Source organism: Cyclobacterium sp. 10D3-21, assembly GCF_055809755.1.
This window is the reverse complement of the sequence record NZ_CM147924.1, coordinates 1,942,384-1,968,161: the sequence shown is the minus strand read 5'-3', so window position 1 is coordinate 1,968,161 and position 25,778 is coordinate 1,942,384. Positions and strand designations below refer to the sequence as shown.

Annotated in this window: 17 protein-coding genes; 3 read left to right on the top strand and 14 right to left on the bottom strand. The window is 38.9% G+C overall.

Going from position 1 to position 25,778, the window contains the following annotated elements; translation table 11 throughout:
* Positions 1–32: 32 nt before the first annotated feature.
* The 14 genes from AC0L7T_RS08070 to AC0L7T_RS08005 all read right to left on the bottom strand — a co-directional run bounded on the left by AC0L7T_RS08070 (position 33) and on the right by AC0L7T_RS08005 (position 20,757).
* Positions 33–3,383 (bottom strand): SusC/RagA family TonB-linked outer membrane protein, encoded by a 3,351-nt coding sequence (locus tag AC0L7T_RS08070; RefSeq protein ID WP_473342035.1) that lies wholly within the window; start codon positions 3,381–3,383, stop codon positions 33–35.
* A 145-nt stretch (positions 3,384–3,528) separates the two neighbouring features.
* A complete protein-coding gene (locus AC0L7T_RS08065) occupies positions 3,529–4,521 on the bottom strand; it encodes a FecR family protein (protein WP_473342034.1) in 993 nt (330 codons plus the stop codon).
* Positions 4,522–4,806: 285 nt separating this feature from the next.
* Complete coding sequence (locus AC0L7T_RS08060) at positions 4,807–5,439, bottom strand: RNA polymerase sigma factor (protein WP_473342033.1); 633 nt, start codon at positions 5,437–5,439, stop codon at positions 4,807–4,809.
* 297 nt (positions 5,440–5,736) lie between these two features.
* Positions 5,737–5,871, bottom strand: a complete 135-nt coding sequence (locus tag AC0L7T_RS08055) for a hypothetical protein (protein WP_473342031.1) — start codon at positions 5,869–5,871, stop codon at positions 5,737–5,739.
* 9 nt (positions 5,872–5,880) lie between these two features.
* A complete protein-coding gene (locus tag AC0L7T_RS08050; RefSeq protein ID WP_473342030.1) occupies positions 5,881–7,455 on the bottom strand; it encodes a sodium:solute symporter family transporter in 1,575 nt (524 codons plus the stop codon).
* Between the two features lie 16 nt (positions 7,456–7,471).
* Positions 7,472–8,854, bottom strand: a complete 1,383-nt coding sequence (locus tag AC0L7T_RS08045) for a hypothetical protein (protein WP_473342029.1) — start codon at positions 8,852–8,854, stop codon at positions 7,472–7,474.
* 12 nt (positions 8,855–8,866) lie between these two features.
* Positions 8,867–9,640 (bottom strand): SDR family NAD(P)-dependent oxidoreductase, encoded by a 774-nt coding sequence (locus AC0L7T_RS08040; protein ID WP_473342028.1) that lies wholly within the window; start codon positions 9,638–9,640, stop codon positions 8,867–8,869.
* 57 nt (positions 9,641–9,697) lie between these two features.
* Positions 9,698–11,035, bottom strand: coding sequence for an aspartate aminotransferase family protein (locus AC0L7T_RS08035; protein WP_473342026.1), 1,338 nt, complete (start codon positions 11,033–11,035; stop codon positions 9,698–9,700).
* A gap of 46 nt (positions 11,036–11,081) precedes the next feature.
* Complete coding sequence (locus AC0L7T_RS08030; protein ID WP_473342025.1) at positions 11,082–12,308, bottom strand: Gfo/Idh/MocA family protein; 1,227 nt, start codon at positions 12,306–12,308, stop codon at positions 11,082–11,084.
* Between the two features lie 88 nt (positions 12,309–12,396).
* Complete coding sequence (locus AC0L7T_RS08025) at positions 12,397–14,190, bottom strand: RagB/SusD family nutrient uptake outer membrane protein (RefSeq protein ID WP_473342024.1); 1,794 nt, start codon at positions 14,188–14,190, stop codon at positions 12,397–12,399.
* A 33-nt stretch (positions 14,191–14,223) separates the two neighbouring features.
* Complete coding sequence (locus tag AC0L7T_RS08020; protein WP_473342023.1) at positions 14,224–17,412, bottom strand: SusC/RagA family TonB-linked outer membrane protein; 3,189 nt, start codon at positions 17,410–17,412, stop codon at positions 14,224–14,226.
* 749 nt (positions 17,413–18,161) lie between these two features.
* Positions 18,162–18,803: a GntR family transcriptional regulator gene (locus tag AC0L7T_RS08015; RefSeq protein WP_473342022.1), complete on the bottom strand. Its 642-nt coding sequence runs from the start codon at positions 18,801–18,803 to the stop codon at positions 18,162–18,164.
* A 328-nt stretch (positions 18,804–19,131) separates the two neighbouring features.
* Positions 19,132–19,530, bottom strand: a complete 399-nt coding sequence (locus AC0L7T_RS08010; protein WP_473342021.1) for a hypothetical protein — start codon at positions 19,528–19,530, stop codon at positions 19,132–19,134.
* Between the two features lie 24 nt (positions 19,531–19,554).
* Complete coding sequence (locus AC0L7T_RS08005) at positions 19,555–20,757, bottom strand: hypothetical protein (RefSeq protein ID WP_473342020.1); 1,203 nt, start codon at positions 20,755–20,757, stop codon at positions 19,555–19,557.
* A gap of 431 nt (positions 20,758–21,188) precedes the next feature.
* Between AC0L7T_RS08005 and AC0L7T_RS08000 the strand changes: the two genes are divergently transcribed.
* The 3 genes from AC0L7T_RS08000 to AC0L7T_RS07990 all read left to right on the top strand — a co-directional run bounded on the left by AC0L7T_RS08000 (position 21,189) and on the right by AC0L7T_RS07990 (position 25,768).
* Positions 21,189–21,761 (top strand): DUF6252 domain-containing protein, encoded by a 573-nt coding sequence (locus tag AC0L7T_RS08000; protein WP_473342019.1) that lies wholly within the window; start codon positions 21,189–21,191, stop codon positions 21,759–21,761.
* 237 nt (positions 21,762–21,998) lie between these two features.
* Positions 21,999–22,676 (top strand): helix-turn-helix domain-containing protein, encoded by a 678-nt coding sequence (locus AC0L7T_RS07995; RefSeq protein WP_473342018.1) that lies wholly within the window; start codon positions 21,999–22,001, stop codon positions 22,674–22,676.
* Between the two features lie 611 nt (positions 22,677–23,287).
* Positions 23,288–25,768, top strand: a complete 2,481-nt coding sequence (locus tag AC0L7T_RS07990; RefSeq protein WP_473342017.1) for a DUF5686 and carboxypeptidase-like regulatory domain-containing protein — start codon at positions 23,288–23,290, stop codon at positions 25,766–25,768.
* Positions 25,769–25,778 lie beyond the last annotated feature (10 nt).

Below are 25,778 nucleotides of genomic sequence, written 5' to 3'. Positions count from 1 at the left end.
AAAATCCATTTGAAACGAAAGTTTCCGACGAATTAAAATATAGCTCTTAGACTTACGCCAAATGACCTGGTTTGAGGTTGACTAAAAGAAGAAATACCTTCTGAAGTAGGAGATGTATTTACACTAATCTCAGGGTCAAAAGGGGCTTTTTTATAAAAGAAAAACAAGTTACGTCCAACGAAGGATAAATTTAATTCCTTAATAAATTCATTGGTTAGCGGTAAATTATAGCCTATTTGAAATTCTCTCAACCGAATATTGGTGGCATCGAAAAAATATTCAGATGCGATTGCTGTGGCACCTGCTCCTGTTTGGTTCAGGTAATATTCTTTAGCATCTACCATCTGCCCATTTACCATCACACCTCCATTGTCTCTTGCCTCTCCTGATCTTTCTGAGAGTCCTTTATAATCCAACCATACCTCTGTCCTATTGATTACTCCTCCACCAAATCTGCTGTCAATCAAAAACGATAAAGAAAAATTCTTATAGGCAAAAGAGTTATTTAAACCTGCCAAGAAATTAGGGTTTGCATTGCCAATAAATTGATCTGGATTTGCTGATACTTGAGGAAGTCCATCTTCATCGGTAATAAGGGTCCCATCATCCTCTTTTTCATAAACCCTACCATACATGTCTCCAAAGGAACCGTATTCGCCATCTACCGGTCTGGTTAGATAGATCGATACTAGTCTACTTTGATTAAAACTAGTCAATACAAATCTTTCCGCATCAAGCTTGTCACTCAATTCCCTTATCTGATTTTTATTGTGAGAGAAATTTAGCGAAGAAGCCCATTGGATGTCGCCTACCGATGAATTGTAATTGATTATTCCTTCAATTCCTTTGTTCCGAATAATTCCTCCATTGATCCAGAAATTTGAAGCCCCTGCCCCTGCAGGTGCTTGAATTTGCAAGATTTGATCCGAGGTTGTGGCATTGTAATAGTTTAGGTTAAGACTCAATTTGTTGTTAAGAAACCTAAGTTCAGTACCAAATTCATAAGACTTAGTACGTTCAGGATTAAGACTTAAAGTATCCGTACCATTAAAAAAAGGAAGTGTGCCTCTGGGGTTTAGATTGCCACTATTGTCCAAAGACATGGCTGGTGCTCGGTTGTTAATTCCAAAAGGCAAACTATTCCCCACCTCAGCATAAGATCCTGTTAACTTTGCAAAGGACAAAACATTAGATGCACTGGTGCGGTCGTTTGAACCATCTTTCAAAATATAAGAAAGACCAACAGATGGATAGAAAAAAGATTGAGCAACAGTAGAACTCCATTCATTTCTTGCGGTTATGTCCAGGTATATTTTTTCTTTATATCCCAATGTTGCATTCCCGAAAGCGGCTTGTGTCATCGTTTTCCTAAGACTTTCTCCTTTATTGTATTGGCCATTTAGCGCATAAATAGAGAAGTAATTTGGAAAAACCAGGGAAGTTGGAACTGTAGAGGATAAATTCAACCCTGCGCTGGTGGTTTCACGATTACTAAAACCAAGGGTACCTGCTAGATTGTAATCCCTGCTGATGTTTTTATTCCCTATCAATAGTAAATCCGAGTAAATATTGTCAATTGAGGATTGACCCAATCCATATCCCCCATTAGGGCCCGCTACTGTCCCTTGAGTAGAGGCATAATTTCTAAATTCTGATTTGTCATATATTTTATCATAGGTGACCCTTCCTTGCAGATCCAACCAGCTGTAAAGCTCAAGTTTTGCTGTAAAGGCAGAAATGGTGTGGTCTCTTTGGAAGTCACGCTGATTTCTATTCTGCACCCAATATGGGTTTTGATTAGGGAAAGTTTCATTCCGGATGTATGGCCAATTTTGAACATACATGGCTCTAACTGGATCCCAAACTTCAAAATTATCCTTGTCGTATTTTGAAAAATCATCTCCTACAGGAAACGAATAAATCCCAGGCAAGGCACTGTATCCTCCCGCAGAATTTTGATTAAAAATTTCCTGATTGGTATAATTGATAGAACCATCAATTGATAATTTGTCATTAAAAAACTGAGAGGTTAACCTTACCGTAAAATTATTTTGTTCTAGCTTATTTTTAGGAAGAATTCCACTAGCTGAAGTGTTTGAAAAAGACATATAAAGTTGCCCTATATCACTGCCATTTGAAAAGGAAACTGAGTTGATTCTGGTTTTACCAGTTTCAAAGAATTCTTTCAAATGACTGTCACTACCGTTGTTAATTTTCTCTCCCCAACTGTCATTGAAATTGGGGTCGGTCTGTCCATATGAAGTTTGTAATTTAGGTAAATCCACAGCATTTTCTACAGTAAAGGTTGAAGAAAATTCTACTTTAGAAACGCCATGCTGACCTTTCTTTGTATTAACCAAAATAACTCCATTGGCAGCTTCACTACCATAAAGTGCAGCCGCCGATGCTCCTTTTAATACCTGGATACTTTCGATGTCTTCAGGATTATAATTGGATAGAATGTCTGAGCCACCTATCATTGGCACACCATTCAAAACAAATAATGGCTCACTATTTCCTGTTAAAGATTTATTACCACGTAATAATATTCTGGGTGCACTTCCTGGTCCAAAGTTACCCTTGGTGATGACAGCACCAGCAACCTTACCCGCCAAACTGTTCATGAAATTGGGGTCTTTAACTTTGCTTGCTTCAGCAGGAGACACTTTCTGAGTGCTGTAGGTTATACTTTTAGGGTCTTTTTCAACACCTAAGGCAGTCACCACTACTTCATTCAAACTTTGTACATCTTCCTCTAAAACCAAGTTGATGACTGACCTACCATCAATGCTTACCTCTTGGTCTTTAAACCCTATGGATGAAAACACCAATATGACGCCATTACTACCTGGGATTTCTAATTTGTAATCTCCATCAATGTCAGTAACGGTTCCGATGGTCGTGCCTTTTACCATTATGGTCACACCGGGTAAAGATTCTCCATCTGTATTGCTAACCTTACCCGAAATGATCAACTCATTTAACTTAATAGATATAAGGTTATTATTGATTTTGAAATTTGTGGATTGGTTCAGAATTATTTGCTTTCCCAACGCAAAATATTTGACATTTCTTGAGGAAAAGATTTTATCTAAAATAGCGCCCAATTCTTCATTTACGATGTTCAAAGAAATTGTTTCTTTTGGTCTAACCAAACCTACCGAATAGGCAAATTTCACATCCGCCAATTCTTCGATTTGTCCCAAAACATCCTTTATAGGTTGTTCATCAATCTCTAAGGACAGATTGATTTTCAATACATTCTGAGCGTGTGAGGGGCCAGCTACAGAAGCCCCAGTAACTATCAGTAGAATAATAAGTTGAACCAATGAAATTCTCATTATTTTTATAAATAATGCAGTGTGGTGTATTTGAATTTTCATACATTTGTAAAGTTTTTGTTACATAATAATTTTAGGCAAAAACGTCCCTTTAGGCTATATGCCTTTGCAGAGGGGGAATAATTAGGTCAAAAGTGGCTTCAACACTTTTGGCCTTTTTTCTTTTTATTTCATTCTCATATACCTTTTAATTTAAACATCCTTTTCCATCAATATAAATTTGATCCTCTATTTGGTAATATTTAGCATTCAAAGCCCTGGATATAATCTCAAGGCACACATCCAACTTTTCAAAGGATAAATCGGCCGTAAGGCGGCATGTATTTAACTTTTGATTATTCACACGAATCTTCACTCCATGGGCAAGATTCAATTTTTCTATTATTTCGTTGACAAGAACTGCCTCAAACTTCAACTCCTTGGAAACTTCAGGCAAAACCACTTGTAGATCTTTTTTTAAGACCTCCACACCAGAAGGATCTGTTTTATTATAATTAATCTTTTCCCGAGATTTTAGGATGATACTTTCCTGATTTCCACTCTTATGATTTAAAGAAACCTTAACACTCCCGGTCAATACTTCCACAGCCTTTTCGGTCCCTTCCTTGTAATCTTTAACATTAAAGCTCGTACCTAATACTTTGGTGACCATGTCCTGGGAATGAATAATAAAAGGCCTGTTTTCGTCTCGGAAAATATCAAAAAATGCCTCTCCTTCGAGATGTACCTCTCTACTATTTTGATCAAATTCATCAGGATAGGTTAATTTACTGTCACTCTTCAACCAGACAATACTGCCATCAGACAAATGGATCTCTTTAACTTTTACTTCCAGGCTGGAATATTGCGCACTGTTTATGTTGGACTTATTGAAGACCAATATTGAAACCATAATTATCCCTAGGACAAAAACTGCAGAAATTTTAAGTAGGTACCTGGGATCAAAATGTACTACCTTCTCCTTTTCCGAGAATGTGGCAAAGTCCTGCTCATTTATGTCTATTTTTTTATTGATCTCCTTTAAAATATTTTGACCCAACTTATCAAGTTCTTCCTTGCTTACCTCCTGCTGCTGATTGTTTAATGAAGCATACCATCGGTCTATAATTTGGTTTTCCTTAGGAGACGAACGACCAAATCGATAATTCCTTAATATTTCTTTAATTCTATTTATTCGCAATTCCAGGGAGGTCTATAAATTCATAAATATTATCTACTACTGTATAAAAGTCAGCTTCCCTCCACCATCGTACCATCCAACATTCGAAAAAAAAATGGTGACAGTAGCAAAGAAATGAAGAAACTCAACCCTACAGAATTCAAAAGAAAAATATAATTTCAATTCTAGAACAATTCCATACAGAACAAGCTGTTTACATGGGGATTTTTCAAAAAATCAGTTTATTATTCTTCAAAAATTAAAAGAAAAAAAATATTATTTAAGGGTAAAATAAATGGACAATACTTAAGAAATCATCCAAACGAAAAACCAAAAATAACCATGGTTCAGGTGTGCTTTGAGTATTTTTAATGCTTTTGATATTTGATTTTTAACGGTTTGTTTGGAAACGGCTAGCTTTTCAGCAATCTCATCCAAAGAGAGATTTTCCTCCTTACTTAATTGATAAACGAGCTTCACTTTTGGAGACAATTTATTAACGCCAACCTCAATACTTTTCTCCACTTCTTCCGCCACCAAGGCATTTGAAGTTACATCTTCAAATGCTTCAAGTTCCACTTTAAGCGACTCGAGATGCTTTCTTCTTACCGTTTTATATTCAAAATAATTAATTATTTTATATTTCAAGGCAGTGAACAAATATGCCTTCAATGAAGATTTAATTTCAAAGTCATTTCTTTTCATCCAGATGGATATAAATAGATCCTGAATAAGGTCTTCTGCTTCTTCCTTTTCCCCCAATTTTTTGACGGCACACAGAAACAATTCCTTCCAATACCTTCCATAAATGCTATTAAAGGCATCCCTATCCCCTTTTTTTAACAGGACAATTAAATCTTCATCTGTATGGTTGACTTGATTTTTGATGATTATGCTATAAATAAAATGGTGATTTGCAGATTTCGATAAATTTATCAAAGAATTTATTATTTCCAAAATACATTTATATCAATAGAAATTTTAAGAATACATTGAGTTACAAAATCTACCCTTGCAATATCACAAACAATCAACAATTAGCTAGGGTATACACCTTTCATTTCTTGCATTCGATTGAAATACTGGCAGAGCACCATAAATGATTAGAAGGGGAGTAACCATTCCCCAATAAACCCTGCAACCCGAAACACACACCAACTACAGCAACATTATTACTTGTCGGAATCTATTCAAATTAATCATCCAATAGCTATTTCCATATCACCTAATCTGGGTTCAATAATGGATGAACATTGATTCATCCAATGTATAAAGAATGGCTATTCTTACAGGCCTTAGATTTACGGCAGTGGTTATTATTGTTTGTACATTCAGGCTTACAGCCATCAAATCTGAACCAATGCGTATCATACCTATTAGTTAAGCATATTTGATGTAGAAATACAAAACCATGCCCATCACGATGGCCCACCAGATAAATGGATTCCTCCAGCCTTTTTGCTGTTCTCTTTCACTTTTAGGTAGGGAAAGACTTTCTTTGGTCCAAATCAAACCTTCCAATTCTGCTTCACTCTTTCTTTTGCTGACCAAACTGACCAGTACACACAGCAGCATACATGTCCAGAATACAATTCCTGTCCTGTTAAAAAATGGCATCTCCGGAAAGAAATACTCCACCAATAGCGACAAGGGAATAGTCAAGAGACCCGCTGACATGGCCCCGGCATGGGTGGTCCCTTTCCAGAATATCCCCATTAAAAACATGGTGGCAATACCCGGTGTAAACAAGCCATATGCATTTAACAGGTAAATAAATATGGGTTTTTCGGAATAAAACACAAGGATTCCGGTACACAAAATTCCAATCAAAATAACCAATACTCCAGTTATTCTACCAAAACGAACAGAGGATGCCTCAGAAGCATTGGGACGGAAATACGGCAAATAAACATCTATCGTCAAAATAGTCGTGCAAGAGTTAATGGCTCCTGACAAATGTGACATTACCGCCGCTATAAGTCCTGCCATAACCAAGCCCACCAAGCCTGTGGGGAGTAAATGCTCTACGAGCATGGAAAAAAGCAAGTCTGGCTTATCAAGGTCAGGGAAGATTTTTGGTGCCACGATGGCAGGTATAATGATTAATAGGGGAATTAAAAATTTAAGGTAATCTGCGAAAATCACACCCATTCGCGCATGCCATTCATTCTTTGCTGCCAGGGTTCTCTGCACGATAAACTGATTGGTGGCATTGTAAAAGATACTAATACAAAGTAGTCCTCCTAAATACATCGTCCAGGGAAAATCAGGGTCATTGGCTGGCAACATCAGCTCCCAATCCTTGGAGGATTCTACAATGGCCTCAAAGCCACCAGATGCATCTATGGTATAATAAGACAAAGCAACCATTCCCAAAACCAGCACTGCAAGCTGTAGCATCTCGGTCCATACAACCGCTCTTAAACCTCCTAAAACAGTGTAGACTCCAGTAAATACCGCCAAAAACAGTATACTAGCCAGCATCGGTATTCCCAGCAAAGATTGTAGCGAAATGGCTCCTAAATAAAGCACGGCACTGATTTCTACAAAAATATAGGTCAAAAGCACTAAAATAGAATAGCAGGTCCTGGCTCCTCCACCAAATCTCTTCTGTAGAAACTCCGGCATGGTATAAAACCCATTTCTTATGTAAAAAGGCAAAAACACCCATAACAACACATTAAAACCTACCAAAATTGCTCCCCACTCTATTACAATGGCTACAAAACCTCTTTCATAAGCCACTCCCATCACCCCTACCAGGTGATGACTACTGATATTGGCAGCAATAATACTTCCTCCTATCATCCACCATGGAAGTTTGTCTCCTGCCAGGAAATAATCTCGTTTACTTTGGCCTGTGCTTTTTCTGGAGGCATAAAGCCCTAGACCTATGATCCCTACAATGTAGACTACAAATATCCCTAGGTCTAAATTCGTAAAATTGGATTCCATATTGTTTTGAAGATAATCAGGATTTACTGTTCATTTTATTTAATACCTCTTGAACCAAAACTTCATAAGCTCCTGCTTCAAAAGGCGTTTGCCATACTGTATACATGTCCTTGTCATAAAACTCTTCAGGTGGCAAATACCCTATATGCCCATTGACTATATTGCCTACGATCACAGGAGCCGGAGAGAATTTATTTCGAATGGTCTGCTGAAAAACAGCATAGGCTTCATTGGGTTGCACCACGATCAGACAATCTCCCAATTGCCAATACCAAACCTTGACTGTGACCTTAGCCCCATCCCCAATTGAACTTCTCACGCCCAGTTTCCGAATAAGCCTTTCCTTTAGCACTGGATCCTCACATTCATTGATTGAATGCCTAAGTTCCCTGACGGATGGCCATGGCTTTAATGGCAATTCAATAGCGATAATTTCAGCTGAAACATTACTTTTCGCAGAAATTTGTTCAGGTTCCCAGATGGCTAGCGGCGCACCAGAGGCAACAGTTTTATTGAAAAAAAGCGCTTTGCCGGGAGGGGGCATACTTTCGAGCACAGCCAAGGCTGCGAATGCCAATTGTCGGCCGTGCTTTTCTGCAAGCGCCACATTTCCTGAATATTGCTCTGCTGGAGCCAGGTCTCCGGAGGCTCCCTGAATGAATAAACTTGGAGCGCCAGTATTTTCTTTCATTACCTTTTTGAAAGTACCTGGGAAATCTGGAGAAATTTTAAGATTGTCCCAAGCTAAGGTTGTAGGATGACAAGCATAGTTCACGATTGTGCCCATTATTCCTCCACCAGTATCCGTAATTCTCCCTACAAGCAAGGTGTCATCGGCAGGTTTATTGGAATTATAGCCAACAAAATATTGATTACACGCCGGCTCATAATAATCCCGGTTTTTGGCCAGCTGGCATATACCATACTCCCAGGTGAGTATTCCCGAAACTTTATTCCGTAGGCAGTCTTTAATTAATTCAGTACATGTTTCCCTCAAGGTATCCAGGTAAGGAGCTATCATTTCTCCTCCCGGCTTGTCTTTGTCTCCCCTATTTAGGTTGGGTCCTGCATGGGTATGAGAGAAACAGAACAAAAGAGAAGCTTCATCAATACCTGTGTTTTCCAGGATAAAATTCCTAACATAGCCTTCATCCTGCATGTTTTTCCACCAGCCAAGATCCGCTGACAAAAAAACCATAGGAGTAGGGTTACTTTTCGTCTCAATGCTTATACAGGTCACCAATAATGGCTGATGGACACCTGTAGAAGTAGCCTGGGAAGCAGCCCCCCAGTTTTTGTTATTGATACCAACAGGAGGTGTAATATCCCTTTGTCCTATTCCAAATTCTCCTTCAAACGGTCTATTTAATTGCTTTTTCTTCGTATTACCAGATGTCATATTGGAAATAGTTTAGGACAATAGCGACAATCCCCCATCCATAAGCAGGGTACTGCCGGTCATGTGTTTATTTTCAAAATCACATAACCAGAGTACACTACTGGCTACTTCATCCGGGTGCATAATTCTTTTGACAGGTACTTTTTCTGTTGCCTTTAGCTTAGCTGATTCGTTGCCGTCTAAAACCTGCTTACTCAAACCCGCATCCACATAGCCTGGAGCAATTTCATTGACCAGAATATTGTTTGGCGCAAGTTCCAATGCCAGGCATTTGGATAGCATTCTCAATGCTGCTTTGGACACACTGTAGGTGGGTAGGTTTTGGTGAACTGTTTCTCCAGCCCAGCTCCCGACGAATACTACCCTTGCCGGCAACTTGTCCTGAAGCAACTTTTCACTGGCAAATCTGGAAAGGTAAAATGCACCGTCAAGATTCACTTTCAATTCATTTGTCCATTCCTGAGGACTGATATCCATGATTCCTTTTATGGTAACTGTAGCAGCATTTGGTATGACTATATCCAATGGTCCCAACTCCCCTGACGCCCGGTCGACCCAGTTTTTAACTTGCTCAGGATCTCGCACATCTACCTGATCATAAAGCACGTTCACTTCAGGATTTATGGCTTTTAGGCTTGCTAAAAAGGCTTCTGCCTCACCTATCGATTTCACATCTCCTAAAGCCACGTCAGCTCCCTTCCCGACAAATGCTTTTACTATTGATTTACCAATATCCCCAAGGGCACCACTTATGATTACCCTATGGTTTTTAAATGAACCAAGCATATTATTATAGTTATTTTAGAAAAAACCTGTTCAATACTCATCAAAAGGGATCTGAAATCAGCCCCCTTTATTCATAAGTTTTTTCACTACTTTCGCTGTTTTTTCCAGCGTTTCAGTGATGTCTTTTTCGGTGTGGGCATACGAAATACTGCCTTGTTTGATTGGCAAAGGGAAATTATAAATTCCTTCATGGATAAGTTCATTTCTATAGGCTTTATCCAATTCAAAGTCATGATTTAACACAATGTCATGAAAGTCCACAGGTGCATGATCCATAAAGTAAACACAATAGGCAGATTTTATACGTGCCACCTTGAAGGGCTTGTCATATCGACTAAAGATGTCCGTTAATCCATTTTCCAACAATGCTCCCATGGCTTCCAGATGATCATATACAGCACTTTCGGGAGAAGACAACTTTCTCAGCGTGGCAATGGCTGCTGCATCTGTGAAAGGGTGGGCATTGAAAGTTCCGGCAATTAAAACCCTCTTACCCTTTTCTGGGTGATTAAAATAATCCATGTATTTTTTCTTGCCACCGATCACTCCTATGGGGTAGCCATTGGCCACAGCTTTACCAAAAGAACTCAGATCTGGAGTAACTCCACAAATACTCTGGTAACCACCTAAAGCATGGCGAAAACCTGTTTTCACTTCATCAAAAACCAGCAGAAAGCCTTTTTCATCTGCCATTTTACGCAAATCCTTCAGGTAAGCCTCTTTTGGTTTTACGATTCCAATATTTTGTAAAATCGGTTCGAGAATAATACAGGCAACAGGATACTTGTCCACCACATAAGCTATTGATTCCAGGTCATTGAAATTGACTACGTGAATCAGGTCTTTGTGGCTTTGTGGAATTCCTGCTGACAAAGAATCATAAGGATACTCTCCTGGAGAAACTCTAGGCCCTATATCGTCAAGACTACTCATTACATTTGCAGAAACATCATTGTGCCAGCCATTGTACCCGCCTTGAATGATGATGACATGGTCTTTTTCAGTAACTGCCCTTGAAATTCGAATGGCATGGTAGGTAGCTTCTGAACCGGTACAAGTCACTTGTATGCTTTCCACAGTAGGCACGCAGGCACAAAACAAGGCTGCCAATTCCCCTTCGTGGGTAGTAGGTCCAGCCCCCATCAACACCTCTTGGTCTTCCATGGATTTCTTTACTGCTCCATTGACATCTGGATCATTGTGTCCCAGAAAGGCTGAAGCAAAGCCCGCTTGATAATCGATGTATTCATTCCCATCAACATCCCAGATCCTACTGCCTTTACCCTTGGAAAAGGCAATATTTGGGTCTGATTTTCGATTTAAAGAAACAACCCCACCAGGTATCCATTTCTCATTTTTATTAAGTAATGCTTTTGATTTTGGCCAATTATTCATAGTAATAAATTGAATTATTTTTATATACACCCACTAAGAGTGTCAATTATACGTCAAATGTTGGAATTTTCATGCTTTCTCCTCCCCTTAATGCCGACTGATGGGCAATAAGACCAGGAGCAGTATAGGCCAATGCTTCATGAATATTAACCAAAGGTTCTCGTTCGTTTATTACTGCTTCCACAAATTCATGGGTAATAAAAGTATGTGAACCATCGTGTCCACTATTGTGTCTCAATGGTTTAGGCAGGGCATCCGTATCCCACCAATCTGGCTGATGGTAATCTTCTTTCTCTGCCCTTTTAAACAAAAACCCTGCATCATCTCTTCCAAGTTCTTCAGAAGCATTTATCTTCACTTCATCCAGGCCATGAGGATCTCTGGCATACAAACTCATTTTATCGCCATGCCATTCTCCCCTTTCAGTTCCCATCAATGCACCTTTCCAACACACTGACATCCTGCTCGCATTGCCCTTATTGGTTTTGAAAAGGGCTGTTTCATTCCAGAAGGGATTGTTATAGGGATTACCTTTTAAAGCTTCACTGTCGTCTCCCCAACCAATGCAACTCACATCAGTAAATCGTTCCCCGGTAACAGAAATATGATAGGCCGTACAGTGCGTAGGATACATCATTGGTGGCATACCATGTCTCCAGGTAGGTTTTCCATCTTCAAAGAAAAGTACCTCCAGGCCTGGGTGGTGATAATCCGCCTCTACCCTGAATATATTTCCAAACTTACCTTCTTTATAGAATTTCTGTGCAGAGATGACCACCTGGTGAAAAGCACTGGTCTCGGCCATCATATAGGTCAATCCGGTTTTATTTACCGTGTTCCTAAGCCTTTCACAATCTTCTATAGACCAGGCAGCAGGTACTGCACAAAGCACATGCTTGCCTGCATTCAAACAGGCTAGAACATGTTCTGCATGATCTGGGGCTGGAGTGGCAATAAAGACCGCTTCTACCTTTGGATCTTTTAATAGTAACTCCAGGGAATCGTAACTTTTGGAGCAATTGTAAACTTCCATTAGTCTTTCTCTCCTGTCTTTTCTTAAATCACTTACCGCCTCCACTACACAATTGGGATGCTCATGGAAGAAAAAACTGGCGCCAAATCTTCCACCTACCACTGCCATTCTTAGTTTTCGATCACTCTTAGGTGGGCCAGCAAAGGCAAACCTTGGGCTCACCACTAAGGAGGCTCCCAATATTCCTGCTGTTTTCAAAAAACTCCTACGATGCTTTCCTGATAATGAATTTGGTTTCATAGTTATAATAAAATTTGAGAATGATTTTATAAGATTGATTAATACCTAAACAGACAATTGGATACTTTCCAATGGCTACAAACTCCGTTTAATAGTTTGGATTTTGAATTAACGTCGGCCCATCATTGGTTTCACTAAGGTCAATTTGTGCCTGTGGGATAGGATATATTTCATTTTTACCCTTTGTGAAAGAAGCTCCCTGCATGTAATAAAAATTGTAATCAGGTATACTGGTTTCATGTTGAATATAAGTGTTCAACTTTTCTGCCATATAGCCGGTACCATTGTCATACCTCTGGAGATCAAAGAATCGGTGGTGTTCCATGGCCATTTCTAATTTTCTTTCAAACCTCACCGCTTCTCTGGCGAAATCTTTTCCATTGGTAGAAAATTGCCCATTGTACAGTCCTACTTTATAATTGGCCGCAGGCTCATCTGTGGTTCCTGCCATAGGCGCATTATTGTCTTTGTATTTTTTCACCCAACTTTCAGGATCCGCAGCTCTTGCCCTTACCCTATTGACATACGCTTCTGCTAGCTCAAGATTTCCAACTTCCACTTCCACCTCTGCTGCCCATAAAAGCACATCTGCAAACCGAATCAAGTTATAGGAATTTGCACTACTATTCCCTTGTCGTGCTTCTGGTTCAGCCTGGGGGTTGGCATTTTTCATATGCAAATAAGGCCCACCTACACTTTGCTGCCTTACCCAGGACATGCCTGGATTAACTCCCCAATCAAGAAAAGGGATTCCCCTGCGACCTACAATCCAATCCAGCCGTGCATCTAAGGTGCCTTCATAAGGAGAAAATGGTTCTGAAGAAGGTATACCCAGGTCATTATTGATATCGAAATCATTGAAACTATCTATCAACGGTAAACCAGTTTCAGGATCGGTCTTATAAGAATTTACAAGCGAAAATGAAGGTTGATAAAAACCATAGCTAGGGAATGGACCACCATAAGGTCCTGAATGCCCTTCCCCTCCAGCAGTATTTCCATTCGCACCATTTCCTCCATCATTAACGGAATGCATTATAGCAAAAACCTGCTCAGGCCCATGTTTGGTTGAAGGTTTAAAATTATCGAAATAATGCTTATTCAAATCGTACTTCAATCCATTTGAAGTCACGCCATTGGCTATAATATCATCCAATATTGGCTTTGCCTCTGTGTACTTGTGCTGAAACATATGTGCCTTAACCAGAAAAGCTTTGGCTGCCCATTTATTGGCTCTCCCAACATCACTTTTGACTTCGTTTAAATTTTCTGCAGCAAATTGAAAATCTGCTTCAATAGAAGGCCATACAGGTCCTGAATTAGGTAAATTAAAGTTTCCATTTGAAAAACTAACACTCTCGTCAATAAATGGGATATTCCTCCACATCAGAGAAGCTTCAAGATGATAAAGCCCCCTTAAGAATCTTGCTTCAGCCTCTACCTGTAAGGCTTTGTCTTGGGACATTCCACCATTCTCCATTACTAGTTCTAAAAGCCGCAATACGTCATTGGAACGTTGCACACTTGAGTACAATACTTTCCAGCGGTCATTGAACCCTGGAGTAGCTGCCGTAGCGGTATAACTTTCGTATTGGGGAACCGGTTGCAGGGCTCCTGCCTCGGTTCCTGTATGCGCATCATCAGAGGTCACTCCTCCAAATATCCATCTCCCTGAGGGCCAACTCCCTCCAGAGGTACCCCCATTATTCAACAGTGAATACGCACCAATCAATACGCCATTTACCCCTGCCTCAGTTGCCAAATTGGAAGATGAAAGTGTCCCTTTGGGTTTAACATCCAGAAATTCTTCGTTACAACCAAAACTCCCTGTAAGTAAAATCATCATTACAATGATACTTTTTGATTTTATTAAATGCTTCATGATTATGAAAGTTTAATCAGGTGTTTATTATAATTAAAAGGAAAGGTTCAACCCAAGGAGAAAGCTCCTTTGATTGTTGGGATAGTTGGCCAAATCTATTCCGAAACTGGAACTACTTCCCGACAATTCAGGATCCAAACCTGTATATCCAGTTATGGTAAATAAATTCAAGGCCTGGGTATACACCCTCAGTCTGGTAAGCTTGATTCTTTCCAAAAGTGATGGAGAAAAAGTATATCCCAAGGTAAGGGTGCGCATCCTCAAGTAAGAAGCATCCTCAACAAAATAGGAATTAAACACTCCCGCTGTACTAAAGCTATTTTGAGTTTCAATTTTAGGAACCGATGTATTGGTATTCTCCGGTGTCCATGCATCCTTCAGCACATTGCTTTTGACGCCAACATAGGTGCCAAAGAAATGCGTGTAAGCAGGAACAGTATTTACTGCTTCATTCCCCTGTGATCCATAAAGGATGGTGGAGAAATCAAACCCTTTATAGGACAAAGATAAATTAATCCCATAAGTAAAGTCAGGGTTTGGGTTACCGATAAAGGTCCTGTCATCAGGTGTAATCTCACCATCTTTGTTCACATCCCTGTACCTAAACCTTCCCGGTTCAGCACCACTTTGTGCAGGTGCATTGTTAACCTCCTCTTCGGAGTTAAATAATCCTATCACATCATACCCGAAAAAAGAACTGACAGGTTGCCCTACCTGGTTCCTAACCATGCTACCCAGTTGCTGGTGAGAAGCCGTATTAAAATATCCAGGTTCTGGTATATTCACGATCTTATTGTCGTAGGCCGTAATATTACCTCCAAGGGAATATTCCATCTCATTCATGAAATTGCCTTTATAGGTAATGGAAAAATCTACCCCTGAATTTTGAATGTCCCCAATATTTACTGTAGGTGGGGTAGCTCCACCTGCTGTCGCAAGGGTAGGCTGCACAAACAATAGCCCATCAATTGACTTTTTATAGTATTCGACGGATAAATCAATTTTATAATTTAGAATTGAAGCATCAAACCCAGCATTGGTTACAATATTCCTTTCCCAACTGGTTCTGGTATTGCCACTTCTCGTTTGAAAAAAACCCTGAACGGCACTGTTACTAGTCCCCCTTATATCGTAATAAGCATTACTTATAGAGCCCCCAAAAAGGTCAAATTGGTTTTCAGGATTGATATTATTTTGAGACCCCAGGATACCATAGCTCCCTCTGAATTTCAAGTCATTCAGCCAAGTGATATCTTGCATAAAAGACTCTTCAGAGATTCTCCATCCCAATGAAAAGGAAGGAAAAACACCATACCTGCTTTGGGATCCAAACCTGGATGAACCGTCCCTTCTTACGGTAACGCCAAATAGATATTTGTCATCATAGGAATAATCTAATCTACTAAATAGGGAAAACAAGGCGTCTTCATAAAAGCTACTGTAGTTTAAGATATTGGAAGTACCGGTACTTAGTGTTCTATAGTCTACATCGGTAGAATAGTAATTTTGTCGTGATCCTCCAACAGACCTGCCGGTGTTGGTAATTGATTCTGTACCTAGCAACACGTTGAAAGTATGGCCTTTAAAATCCTTGGCATAGTTCACCGTATTGGTCCACATCAATCGATTGGAAAAAGAGGAGCTTTCACTGAATGAATTTGGATTCAGGAAGCCCTCCACATTTTCATATTGAGCAAAAGAAAAGGAATTATTGTAACTATTGTTCACCACTGTGGCAAGACTGGTCCTGGCAGAAAAATCTTTCAGGAACCTCAATTCAGCAAAGACATTTCCTACAATATTCCAGGACCTGTCTTGGTTATCCGCAGCCCTTTCTCTATTGGCCACTGGATTTGAATTACTCCCTAAATTTATCCCAGCTCTCGTACCTCCATAATTCCCCTGGATATCATGGGTTGGAACAATTGGCATCATTTTGTACAAATTGGAAATGCCCCCAAATTGACTTTGTGTATTAAAGCTTGGATTTTCTCTATAGAAAAGATTTAGGTTTTGCCCAATGGTAAAATTCTCACCAAAATTAAAAGAAGTATTGATCCTGGCAGAATACCTTTTTAAATAGGTTTCAACTACGGTTCCTTGTTGGTTAAGATATCCAAGAGAAACCATGTATTTGCTTTTGTCTGTACCCCCACTTACACTTAGGTTTTGCTCAGCCATAGGGGCTGGTTTAAAAAGCTCATGAAACCAGTCGGTACCCGTTTTGTTCACTTTTTGAATCAGGTAATTGTTCCCAGGATTCAAGGGATCAAAATTGTATTTTGAAGGATCTACAGCTGGATCACCAGCCATGGCAATTCCCGAACCACTAGGTCCAGCATACATGTAATCTGGTATTCCGTCTCTGTAAAGGGCATTGTTTGGATCTGCAATTAAAGCCATTTCAGCAAATTCCTCTGGGTTGCGCACAATATTGAAAGGGTTTCCACTCAAAGGCATTTGCATGCTGTAAAAAGTATCAAAGGAAAACTGAGGCGCTCCAGATTTACCTTTTTTCGTCGTTACTATTATTACTCCATTGGAGCCCCGCACACCATAAATGGCTGCTGCGCCTGCATCTTTCAACACCTGAATAGACTCCACATCATTTGAACTTACGTTATTTAAATCTGCCTGAACCCCATCTACAATTACCAAAGGTTGAGAATCACCAAATGAACTCACTCCCCTGATAAAAATATTGCTTGTGGACCCGGGTGACCCTGAACTAATTACATTCACCCCCGAAGCCTGCCCTTGCAAGGCCTGAGCAGCCGATCCAGAAGGAATCGACTTCAAGGCATCTGTATCCACCACAGATACGGCTCCAATGATATCTTTCTTTTGCTGGGTCGTGTATCCTGTGACCACAACTTCATCAAGCGAAGTAGCACCATCTTGGAGGCTAACATTAATAATTGATCGACCGCTGATAAGCTCTTCTACAGGCTCATATCCAATAAAGGAAAATACCAAACTGCCTTCACCAGAAACTTGTAGGCTGTACTCACCATTAATATCCGTAACTGTACCAACTGAGGTGTTTTTCAAAAGAATGGTTACGCCAGGAATTGGCTGAGCATCTGATGCAGAATGTACCGTGCCCTTAACCGTAAAACTGCTTTGGGCATTCACCAAGCCCGGTGCTATACCTGACGCTAAAATAGCCAGATATAGCAAAAGCTTGCAATAATTGATAAGTGGTTGAAGTAGATTTTTCATTAGAGTTAGGTAAGGTTTCTCAAGTAAAACTTTTCATTTAAATGCAAATTTTGTTTACCAAACATATATATTTTTGTTTACATTTAAAAATAGTATTCAAAAATTAATTTTGTAATCTAACCTACTTATAAAAATTAAGAAAATTCATGGAATAGTTTTCAACCACATTAATAACAGCAGTTTATACCATTAGAATTGTAGAAACAACACTCCTCCCCTGCATAGCACAGTTAAAAAGGAATGGAAAAGGCAATAATTATGTAAACATAAAAATGAACAACCCTCTATAAATTTTTTAAACTAGTAATTGTACTTTGGCGGTCAAAAAAAAAAAAAACGTACAAGACTAATTAAACCTCGGCCTATAAATAGGATGTCCATTCAGCTCTTGAGTAGCTTCGAAAGATAATATTGCTCATATAAGTCTTGGAATGCCCACTAAAAAGACTAAGATGTCTAGTGGATTACATTAAACAGTAGTAAAAACACTTCACCTAGAAAAATAACAGAATCATTATAGTGACAACATTGCTTCACTTCACAGCATACAGCACCGAACTAACGAATAAACGTTAGTTTTTCAAGGCTCTGAATCCAGGCTAAAAAAAAAATATAGGTTTGGAAACTGGGGGATAGAATAAGACCAACAAAAGCAGTGAAGAGGTTTTTTTACCGTCCAATTCTCGTTACGATAGGATATCGAGCTAAAATTCTAACTTGTTTGCCTATAAAAAAATCAGAAATGGCATCTACAATTCCAGATTAAAAGACGCCATTTCTCCTCTTAAAAGATGTTTTTTTAGCTTTTCCTCCGCTTTTGCCAAGTCTTTGTTTTTAAGTGCATTCACAATAGCTCGGTGCTCTTCATCGGTATGTTCATAATCACTCATGTGCACCTGTGTATGCCCAAGTTTTTGGTGAAAAAGTGGAATATTACTCAATTGGTAGATTTGCTTCAGCTTTTCATTCCCAGAAAGCTCAATCATTTTCTCATGAAACCTAACATCTGCTTCACAGGCCCCTTCAAAATACTCACGCTTAAACATTGTTGTAAAATCATCGCAAATTTCCTCAAGGATGGTGATGTCATTTTGGTTCTGTTTTTGAAAAACCAACCGTAAAGCGCCCAACTCGATAATTTCCCTTACCTCACGAATCTCTTTAACATCTTCAGGCGTAAGACTTTTAACAAAAAAACCTCCCTTCTTTCCGAAAACCACCAGATTTTCTCCAAGCAAACGATTCAATGCTTCTCTTACGGCCATCCTATTTACATTTAGATGGGTTGCCCAATAATCTTCTTTCAAGCGGATGCCTGAAACCAGATGATTGGACAATATCTTCCTTCTTAGTTCTGAATAAACCTTGAAGGAAAGTGAATCATTTTTCATTTCCAGGGTGTTAAGTTTACAAAATGACCACAAAATAACACAAAATATACCATTAAAACATGATTTTTCTCTCAATCCTTAAACTTGTAAACAAAATGACTAAATCTTGGCACGGAAATCAGCTATTCCGTTTATATTAAACAATTAAGAAGTGCCATAACGGTGGGCATCAAAACCAATTCTAACCATATAAACAGTTTTTATTTTAATAAATTTTACCGAAAAAATTGATAAACGTACTTGAAACGCAAAATTCAGACAGGTTCGGAATCGCTTAATATATTGGGTGAAATACTGACTTTTTTAAAACACCATTTTGCACATTGATCTATTCCATAATTTCTACCAACATCCATCCCTCATCGGTTTTAACAAATCGTCCCGTTTCTATATCAGCCATTCCGGCACCAATTTGCCCCATCATGGAGGTTATCATTTTTCCTGACACTCCTCCTTTTATATTTTTTTTGATTGAATAGTCGCATACAAATCCTCCCCGGCTGGCAGACTTTTCACAGGTGATTTTTCGAAAATATTCCAAGACTACCTCAGAGCCCTTTAAAAACATTCCTCCCAAGACTATGGGCAGGTTCATTGGATGCTGTTCGTCCAGTTTTGTATTTCCTATTTGTTTTATTTTTTTGTTTTTCAAATCAACCTGACTTTGCATCGCAAATCTCATTTGGGCCTCTGTAGGCTCTCCAGAAGCAGTAGTTTCCCGCATCATGTCATCGATCTTCTTTTGCGCCTGCTATCTTGCCATCCGCACTAACGCTTCTTCTTTTCTTTTTTCTTCAGCAATTAGATTCTGTTCCAATCTGGAAGTAAGGCTTTCCAATCTTTGTACAGCGGCTTGACTTTCCAGGTTAGATAAATAAAATACTCTTTTCTCAATTAATTGATTTCTATCCTTTATAGACCTGAAATATTGTCCTATCTCATTTTCATTATTCTCTACAATTTTAGTTTTCAATTTTTTCATGTACAAAAGCATACCGCCAACTATAGGTAACCTAACAAACTCCCCTGCATCCTTAACAATCATTTTGTAGAGTAATTCTACCTTAACCAAGGAAGTAAAATCATCCATTGCTATATTGTTAAGCTCCTTCTCCCTTATCCCCTCAAATGCTGAGGCAAAGACAGAGGACACATAAGCATCCCCCATCTTTTTAAGTTTTTCTTTTTGGTCAGAGGAGATTTTACTATATAGTTCCCTATGATTGTTAGAGAAAGCTGCAATTTGGTCTACGTGTACCTTATTGAGTGGTTGTTGAACGATTTGTTCCATTTTTTCATGAAGCATCGCAAAAGCTGCATTCTTTTCTCTACTGAGAACAAGGTCGCCAAATGGTTTTTTTTCTTCCGGGTAGAAATAAAAATAATCATTTCTCATAAAATCACGATAAGAAAGCAATTCTTCCCAGTCCATTGATTCATTGGATTCCATTTTTAAAATCATGGAATCGTACTCTTTTTTTACCTTACTTAAATCTTTCGCCAATTTTTCTGGTGCCAGCAGAAGCCTCCCATCATCTCTAGCATTTAACAAGTGATAGTTTTCGTTTCCTACCCGGTTGTATTTACGTACCCATTGGTTCTGATCCTTTATTTTTAAAGGTACATTTTTTCCTTTCATTGTATTTTTGCTGATCGCTCCTGCGATCAAAAGCCCACTCAATAAACCTGCCCCTCCATAGGCCGCGGCATTTTGTTCTTGGTTTTCAAGCCCTTCAAACACATCAGTAGTGCACCCATATGCACCACCTGCTGCAAGCCCCAATAGTGGAGCAATAAGCCATATGCCGTTCTTTTTCACTTTCCATTGAGGCTCCACCAAAATGGCTCCTCTCTTTGCATCCACTTTTTCTACTACTGTAGGTTTTTTGCTGACACAGGAATTACCTATTGAAAAACAAATACCTATCAGGGTAATAATACATACATTTCTCATGTCAATACAGATTAGCTTTTTACTTCAATTCTAATAACCAAGGTAAATTTTCACGATGCGTTTTCAACCACCAACAATGGTGGTTTTCTGCAAAAACCACAGGTAATTTTATTTCAGCTGGAAGACACAGTAATGAATAATGGCTTAATCCTACCCTCTCAAATAGGTCATAGCTATTACTTATAATAAAAGTAGAGAGCGTATCCCGCTTAAATTAGAAATTATGGGATCTAAAAAGTGAAATCAGAAGAGATGGTCTTTCAATTTCAATTCTACTAAAAGTAAGGTGTTCTTATGAAAGACGGAGAGTTAAAAAAAACCACCATTAATGGTGAGCTAAATTGGAGAATGACCTTCTATTTTTGAACTGTCTGCCTATGGCTTGCAGGACAAAATGAGTAAAAGTCGTATAATCTTAAATTTTAAACTGTATGAAACGCTTTCTTAGTTACCTATCCATGATTTTAATCTTAGCAGGCTGTGAAACCACCCCGACAGAAACCCCTATTAATCAGGAAATAACCGCCACTATAGACGGAAAGGCCTTTAAAGCAATCAAAACACCGGAAAATTCATCGGGTTTTGATCAGATTGAGGCTGGACTTGTTATCTATACAAATCAGAGTGGGTTTGTATTGTTTTTTGGTGGGGTGGATTTAACCTGGGAGAATGCGGCTGCCGTAGACATAGGACTTGTATTGATAGGGCCGGACTTTGCCTCCTTGAAGGCTGGAACTGTTTTTGAGTGGCGAGGAACTGATACGGAGCCCAGCTTCGATACCTACTCGGGGGCAGGAACTTCCAGTATGGTCTTATTAAATGAAGAAGTTGCCTATTCTGCACTTACCGATGAATTTGGGGAGATTGAGTTGTTCGTAACTGCCATAGACCATGAGGCCAAAAGAATTTCGGGGACCTTTGAATTTACCGCAGTCGACCCGGACGAGAACCGAACGGTGGTGGTAACTGGAGGAGTATTTAAAAATATTAGCTGGGAGGAATAGAAAGGGGGGCGAACAAAATAAAGTGAGAATTACAAAACCTTGACACGAATCCCATTTGAAATTTATTTTCACACACAAATTAGCCAAATTCCATTCCCTACTTGTCATCCCTCACTCCCAAAAATAAAAGCTTCAAGAATTACCTAGCCACGTTCACGAACAAGATTTCTAACCCTTCAAAACACTTCCTTTATTGTCTTCCATAATTAGTAGTCAACCACTTAAAGACTATGTACCATGGAACCAATATTATCAAATGAACAGGAATTTATCAAAACAAAGATAAATGCGCTAAAAGTTGCAGGAGAGTGGATACCGGGCATCAAAATTGTCCAAAGCACTCAGCCTATTCAGAATTTATTTATCTGCAATCTTGGCTTGAAAAAATACGGACTAACAGAAAAGTTTTTTAGCCACCTTCCTATTCATGAATACAGGAAACTAATCTTCAATCCAAAAGGCTCCAACACCTGCCTCCTTGAAAGGACTAATTCTTGTAGCAACGACATCTCCACAAAAGAGCTGTATATCCGATATGACCAGCATCAGGAAAACCAAGAAGTAGAGCTAATCATCGTATACCATTTTCTACCTGATAGCAATGGAAACACTCAGTATTCCTTTACCCAAATCCTTCCACTAGGTTTTCAGTCCTGGGCTATTCCGAAAACAAAAAGGATAGCTCAAGAGGTGACTTTCCGTAAGAAAAATCAAAAAAAGTTTTCGCAGCTAACAGACAGGAACAAAGAAGTTCTTTCACTTATGGGACGCTGTCTGAAAGCGGAGGAAATTGGCGACAGGTTATTTATTGGTACGAATACCGTAAACTCCCATAAAAAACGGATTAAAGAAATATTGGAAACCAATGAAACCTGGGATTTAATCCAATATGGCTTTGCCTTTGACTTGGTATAAAATACCCGAAGTATGCATCCGACAACCCACTGTCAGATGAAATCACTTTTTTTTATAGGTCAGCAATAGCCTTTCCATTATTCAACCTATGATTACATAAAACAATAAATTTAAAGCATTTATTTCGTCTGGATTGTTACTAAAAGGCAACAATCCAGACAAATCCCCATCTGAGTAAGCCAAATAACTTTGGCACACAGGCCAGGCCTGTTAAAATTTTTCCTGCTTTATTAACCTAGGTGTAACATTTTTCTCCAAAAAAATCGTTTTTATAAAGGTTTACAGTTACGGTTTAGTTCGTTTTAATTTGATTTAATCTCGAACTCAACTTATTATTAAAACATCCGAAAACACCCTGACGAGGAATCTCACCAAAATCCCCTCCGCTTTTACAATCAATTTCCGACAATTAACTCTCTCATTAAATAATGTTTAAGTTCGAAACCTTGTGAATAGCCTTTAGTTAAATCCTAGAATGGCTTCATTATTGTTTAAAAGAATATTATTATTTAACAATTATATTCTTCCAAATAGAACTTTTGCCTACTAATTTCGATTAACAACCTATGGCAAATTACTTTTGGCCAAAGAAAATAATTAACTACTGAAAATTGAAAACAAAATCATTACTTTTAATCCTTTCTATTTTACTATCCCTATCGACTTATGGACAGGTGGTAATAAATGGAAAAGTCACTGATGCTGAAACTGGTGACCCCATCCCTTTTGCTTCAGTATTGTTACAGGGTACAACTATTGGAAATTCTACTGATTTCGAAGGTAATTTCCTAATTAACAGCAACATTAGCGCAGATAGCCTAGAGGTTTCGTATATAGGGTATTTACCCCAAACAAAAGCCATAGGTACCGGAGATGAGCTCACCCTTAATTTTCAACTACGCCCTTCCGATATTCAAATGGAAGCATTTGTTTTTGAGGCAGGAGAGAATCCAGCATTCGAAATAATTAGAAGAGCGGTCGACAAGAAAAAGCAATTTGACAAGAGGAATCTAGAGGCCTATGAAACAAAAAACTATACCAAGATAGAAATTGACATAGACCATGTTTCTGAAGCCTTCACAAAAAGAAAAGCTGTTAAAAAAGTAACAGCTGTTTTAGATTCCATTAAGCAATTGACAAATGATGAGGGCGAAAAGATTTTGCCAGTCTTTTTCTCTGAAACACTCTCTTCGTTTTACTTTAGAAACAACCCTGAACTAAAAAAAGAGGTGGTGGAAAAATCTAGAGTTACGGGTGTAGGAATTACAGATGGGTCCACTGCTTCTCAAATCACAGGTTCCGCCTTTCAGGAATATAACTTTTATAGAAACTGGCTGGTTATTCTAGAGAAAGAATTTGTCTCCCCAATCGCAGATGGATGGCGTGGATTTTATGACTATGACCTACTCGATTCTGTTAAAATCGGTGAAGATTCCGTTTATGTCTTACAGGTCTATCCTCTAAGAGAGCAAGATTTGGCCTTTACCGGTACCATTTGGATCAATAAAGACACCTATGCTTTAAAACAAGTGGATCTAACGATACCAAAGGAGGCCAATCTTAACTTTATCGAAAGAATTAAGATCCATCAGGAATTATCACCTACCCAAAAAGGTGCACTTATTCCTTCAAAAACACGTGTGCAAGTAAAAATAGGGCAAATAACGCCAAAGACGGCGGGTTTATTGGCGAAATTTTATACTACAGTTGACAGTGTTAGTACTGGGGCACCTAAACCTACTTCCTTTTTCAATCAGGCAGTTGTTTTAAAACCTGATTTTGATATTGGAGGAGATGAATTTTGGAACAAAAACAGAAAAGACCCACTTAGTAGCGAAGAACTTGCAGTACTGCAGATGGTGGATACCCTAAAAAAAATCCCTGTGATTCGGTTTTATTCAGAGGGCTTAAAATTTCTTGCCACTAGTTATTTACCTATTGGCAAGTTTGACCTTGGACCATGGCCAGGATTTTTCAATTACAATAATGTAGAAGGCATAAGGCTGGGAGCTGGCTTACGCACCAATTCAAAATTCAGTAATAAATGGACCCTTAGTGGTTATGCCGCTTATGGTTTCCTAGACCAACGCTGGAAATATGAAGGAGGAATTACTAGAATTCTGGACAGGGACAGGTGGACAACTATCAAGCTCTCTACCCAAAAAGAAATTGACCAAGTAGGACTGGAAATGGAAAATTTAGTGGGAAATAGCATTTTCCTCTCAGCGAGCAGGTTTGGCACACTACGAAAACCTTTTATTTCTACCAACCATCGCTTGGACCTTAAAAGGGAATTGGTAAAAGGTTTAATCTTATCTGGCGGCCTGAAGTCAAACCATTTTGACCCTCTATACAATTTCTACCATAGAGATGAAGGAGATTCCGAACTTAAAACGGAATTTAGAACTACGGAAGCTAAAGTAGGCATACGTTATGGAAGAGACGAGACCTTTCTCATTAATGACAATGAAAGGATTTCTTTAGGACCTTCCCGATGGCCAATTTTCTCACTTAATTATTCTCAGGGCTTTAAGTGGCTTAAAGGTGAATACAATTATTCCAAGCTAAACCTTTCCATCACACAAAAACTAAACATGGGCATGTTAGGCATTTCCAGATATGAGGCAGAAGCAGGGAAAGTCTTTGGTGAAGTGCCCTACCCAATATTGGAAAACCACTTGGGAAATGAAACGCTATTTTATACTTCAGCGGCATTCAATACGATGAATTTCAACGAATTTGCATCCGATCAATACTTTAGTATTCGTTACAGACACTTTTTTGAAGGGTTCCTATTGAATAAAATTCCTTTGATAAGGAAATTAAAATGGAGGGCTGTTGCCAATGCCAATGTGCTTTTTGGTTCAGTAAGTGAAGCCAATAGGTCTCATGCGCCCGTAATGGACCCTGAAGGTTATGCATTACAACCTTTTGGATACCTTGATACCACAAAACCTTATTTAGAATTGGGGTATGGTGTGGAAAATATTTTCAAGTTTTTCAGGGTGGACTTTTTTCACAGAATGACCTATCTGGATGACCCGGCAACCAAACCATTTGCTGTAAAAGTCAGTGCTCAAATAATTTTCTAATGAAGTGATT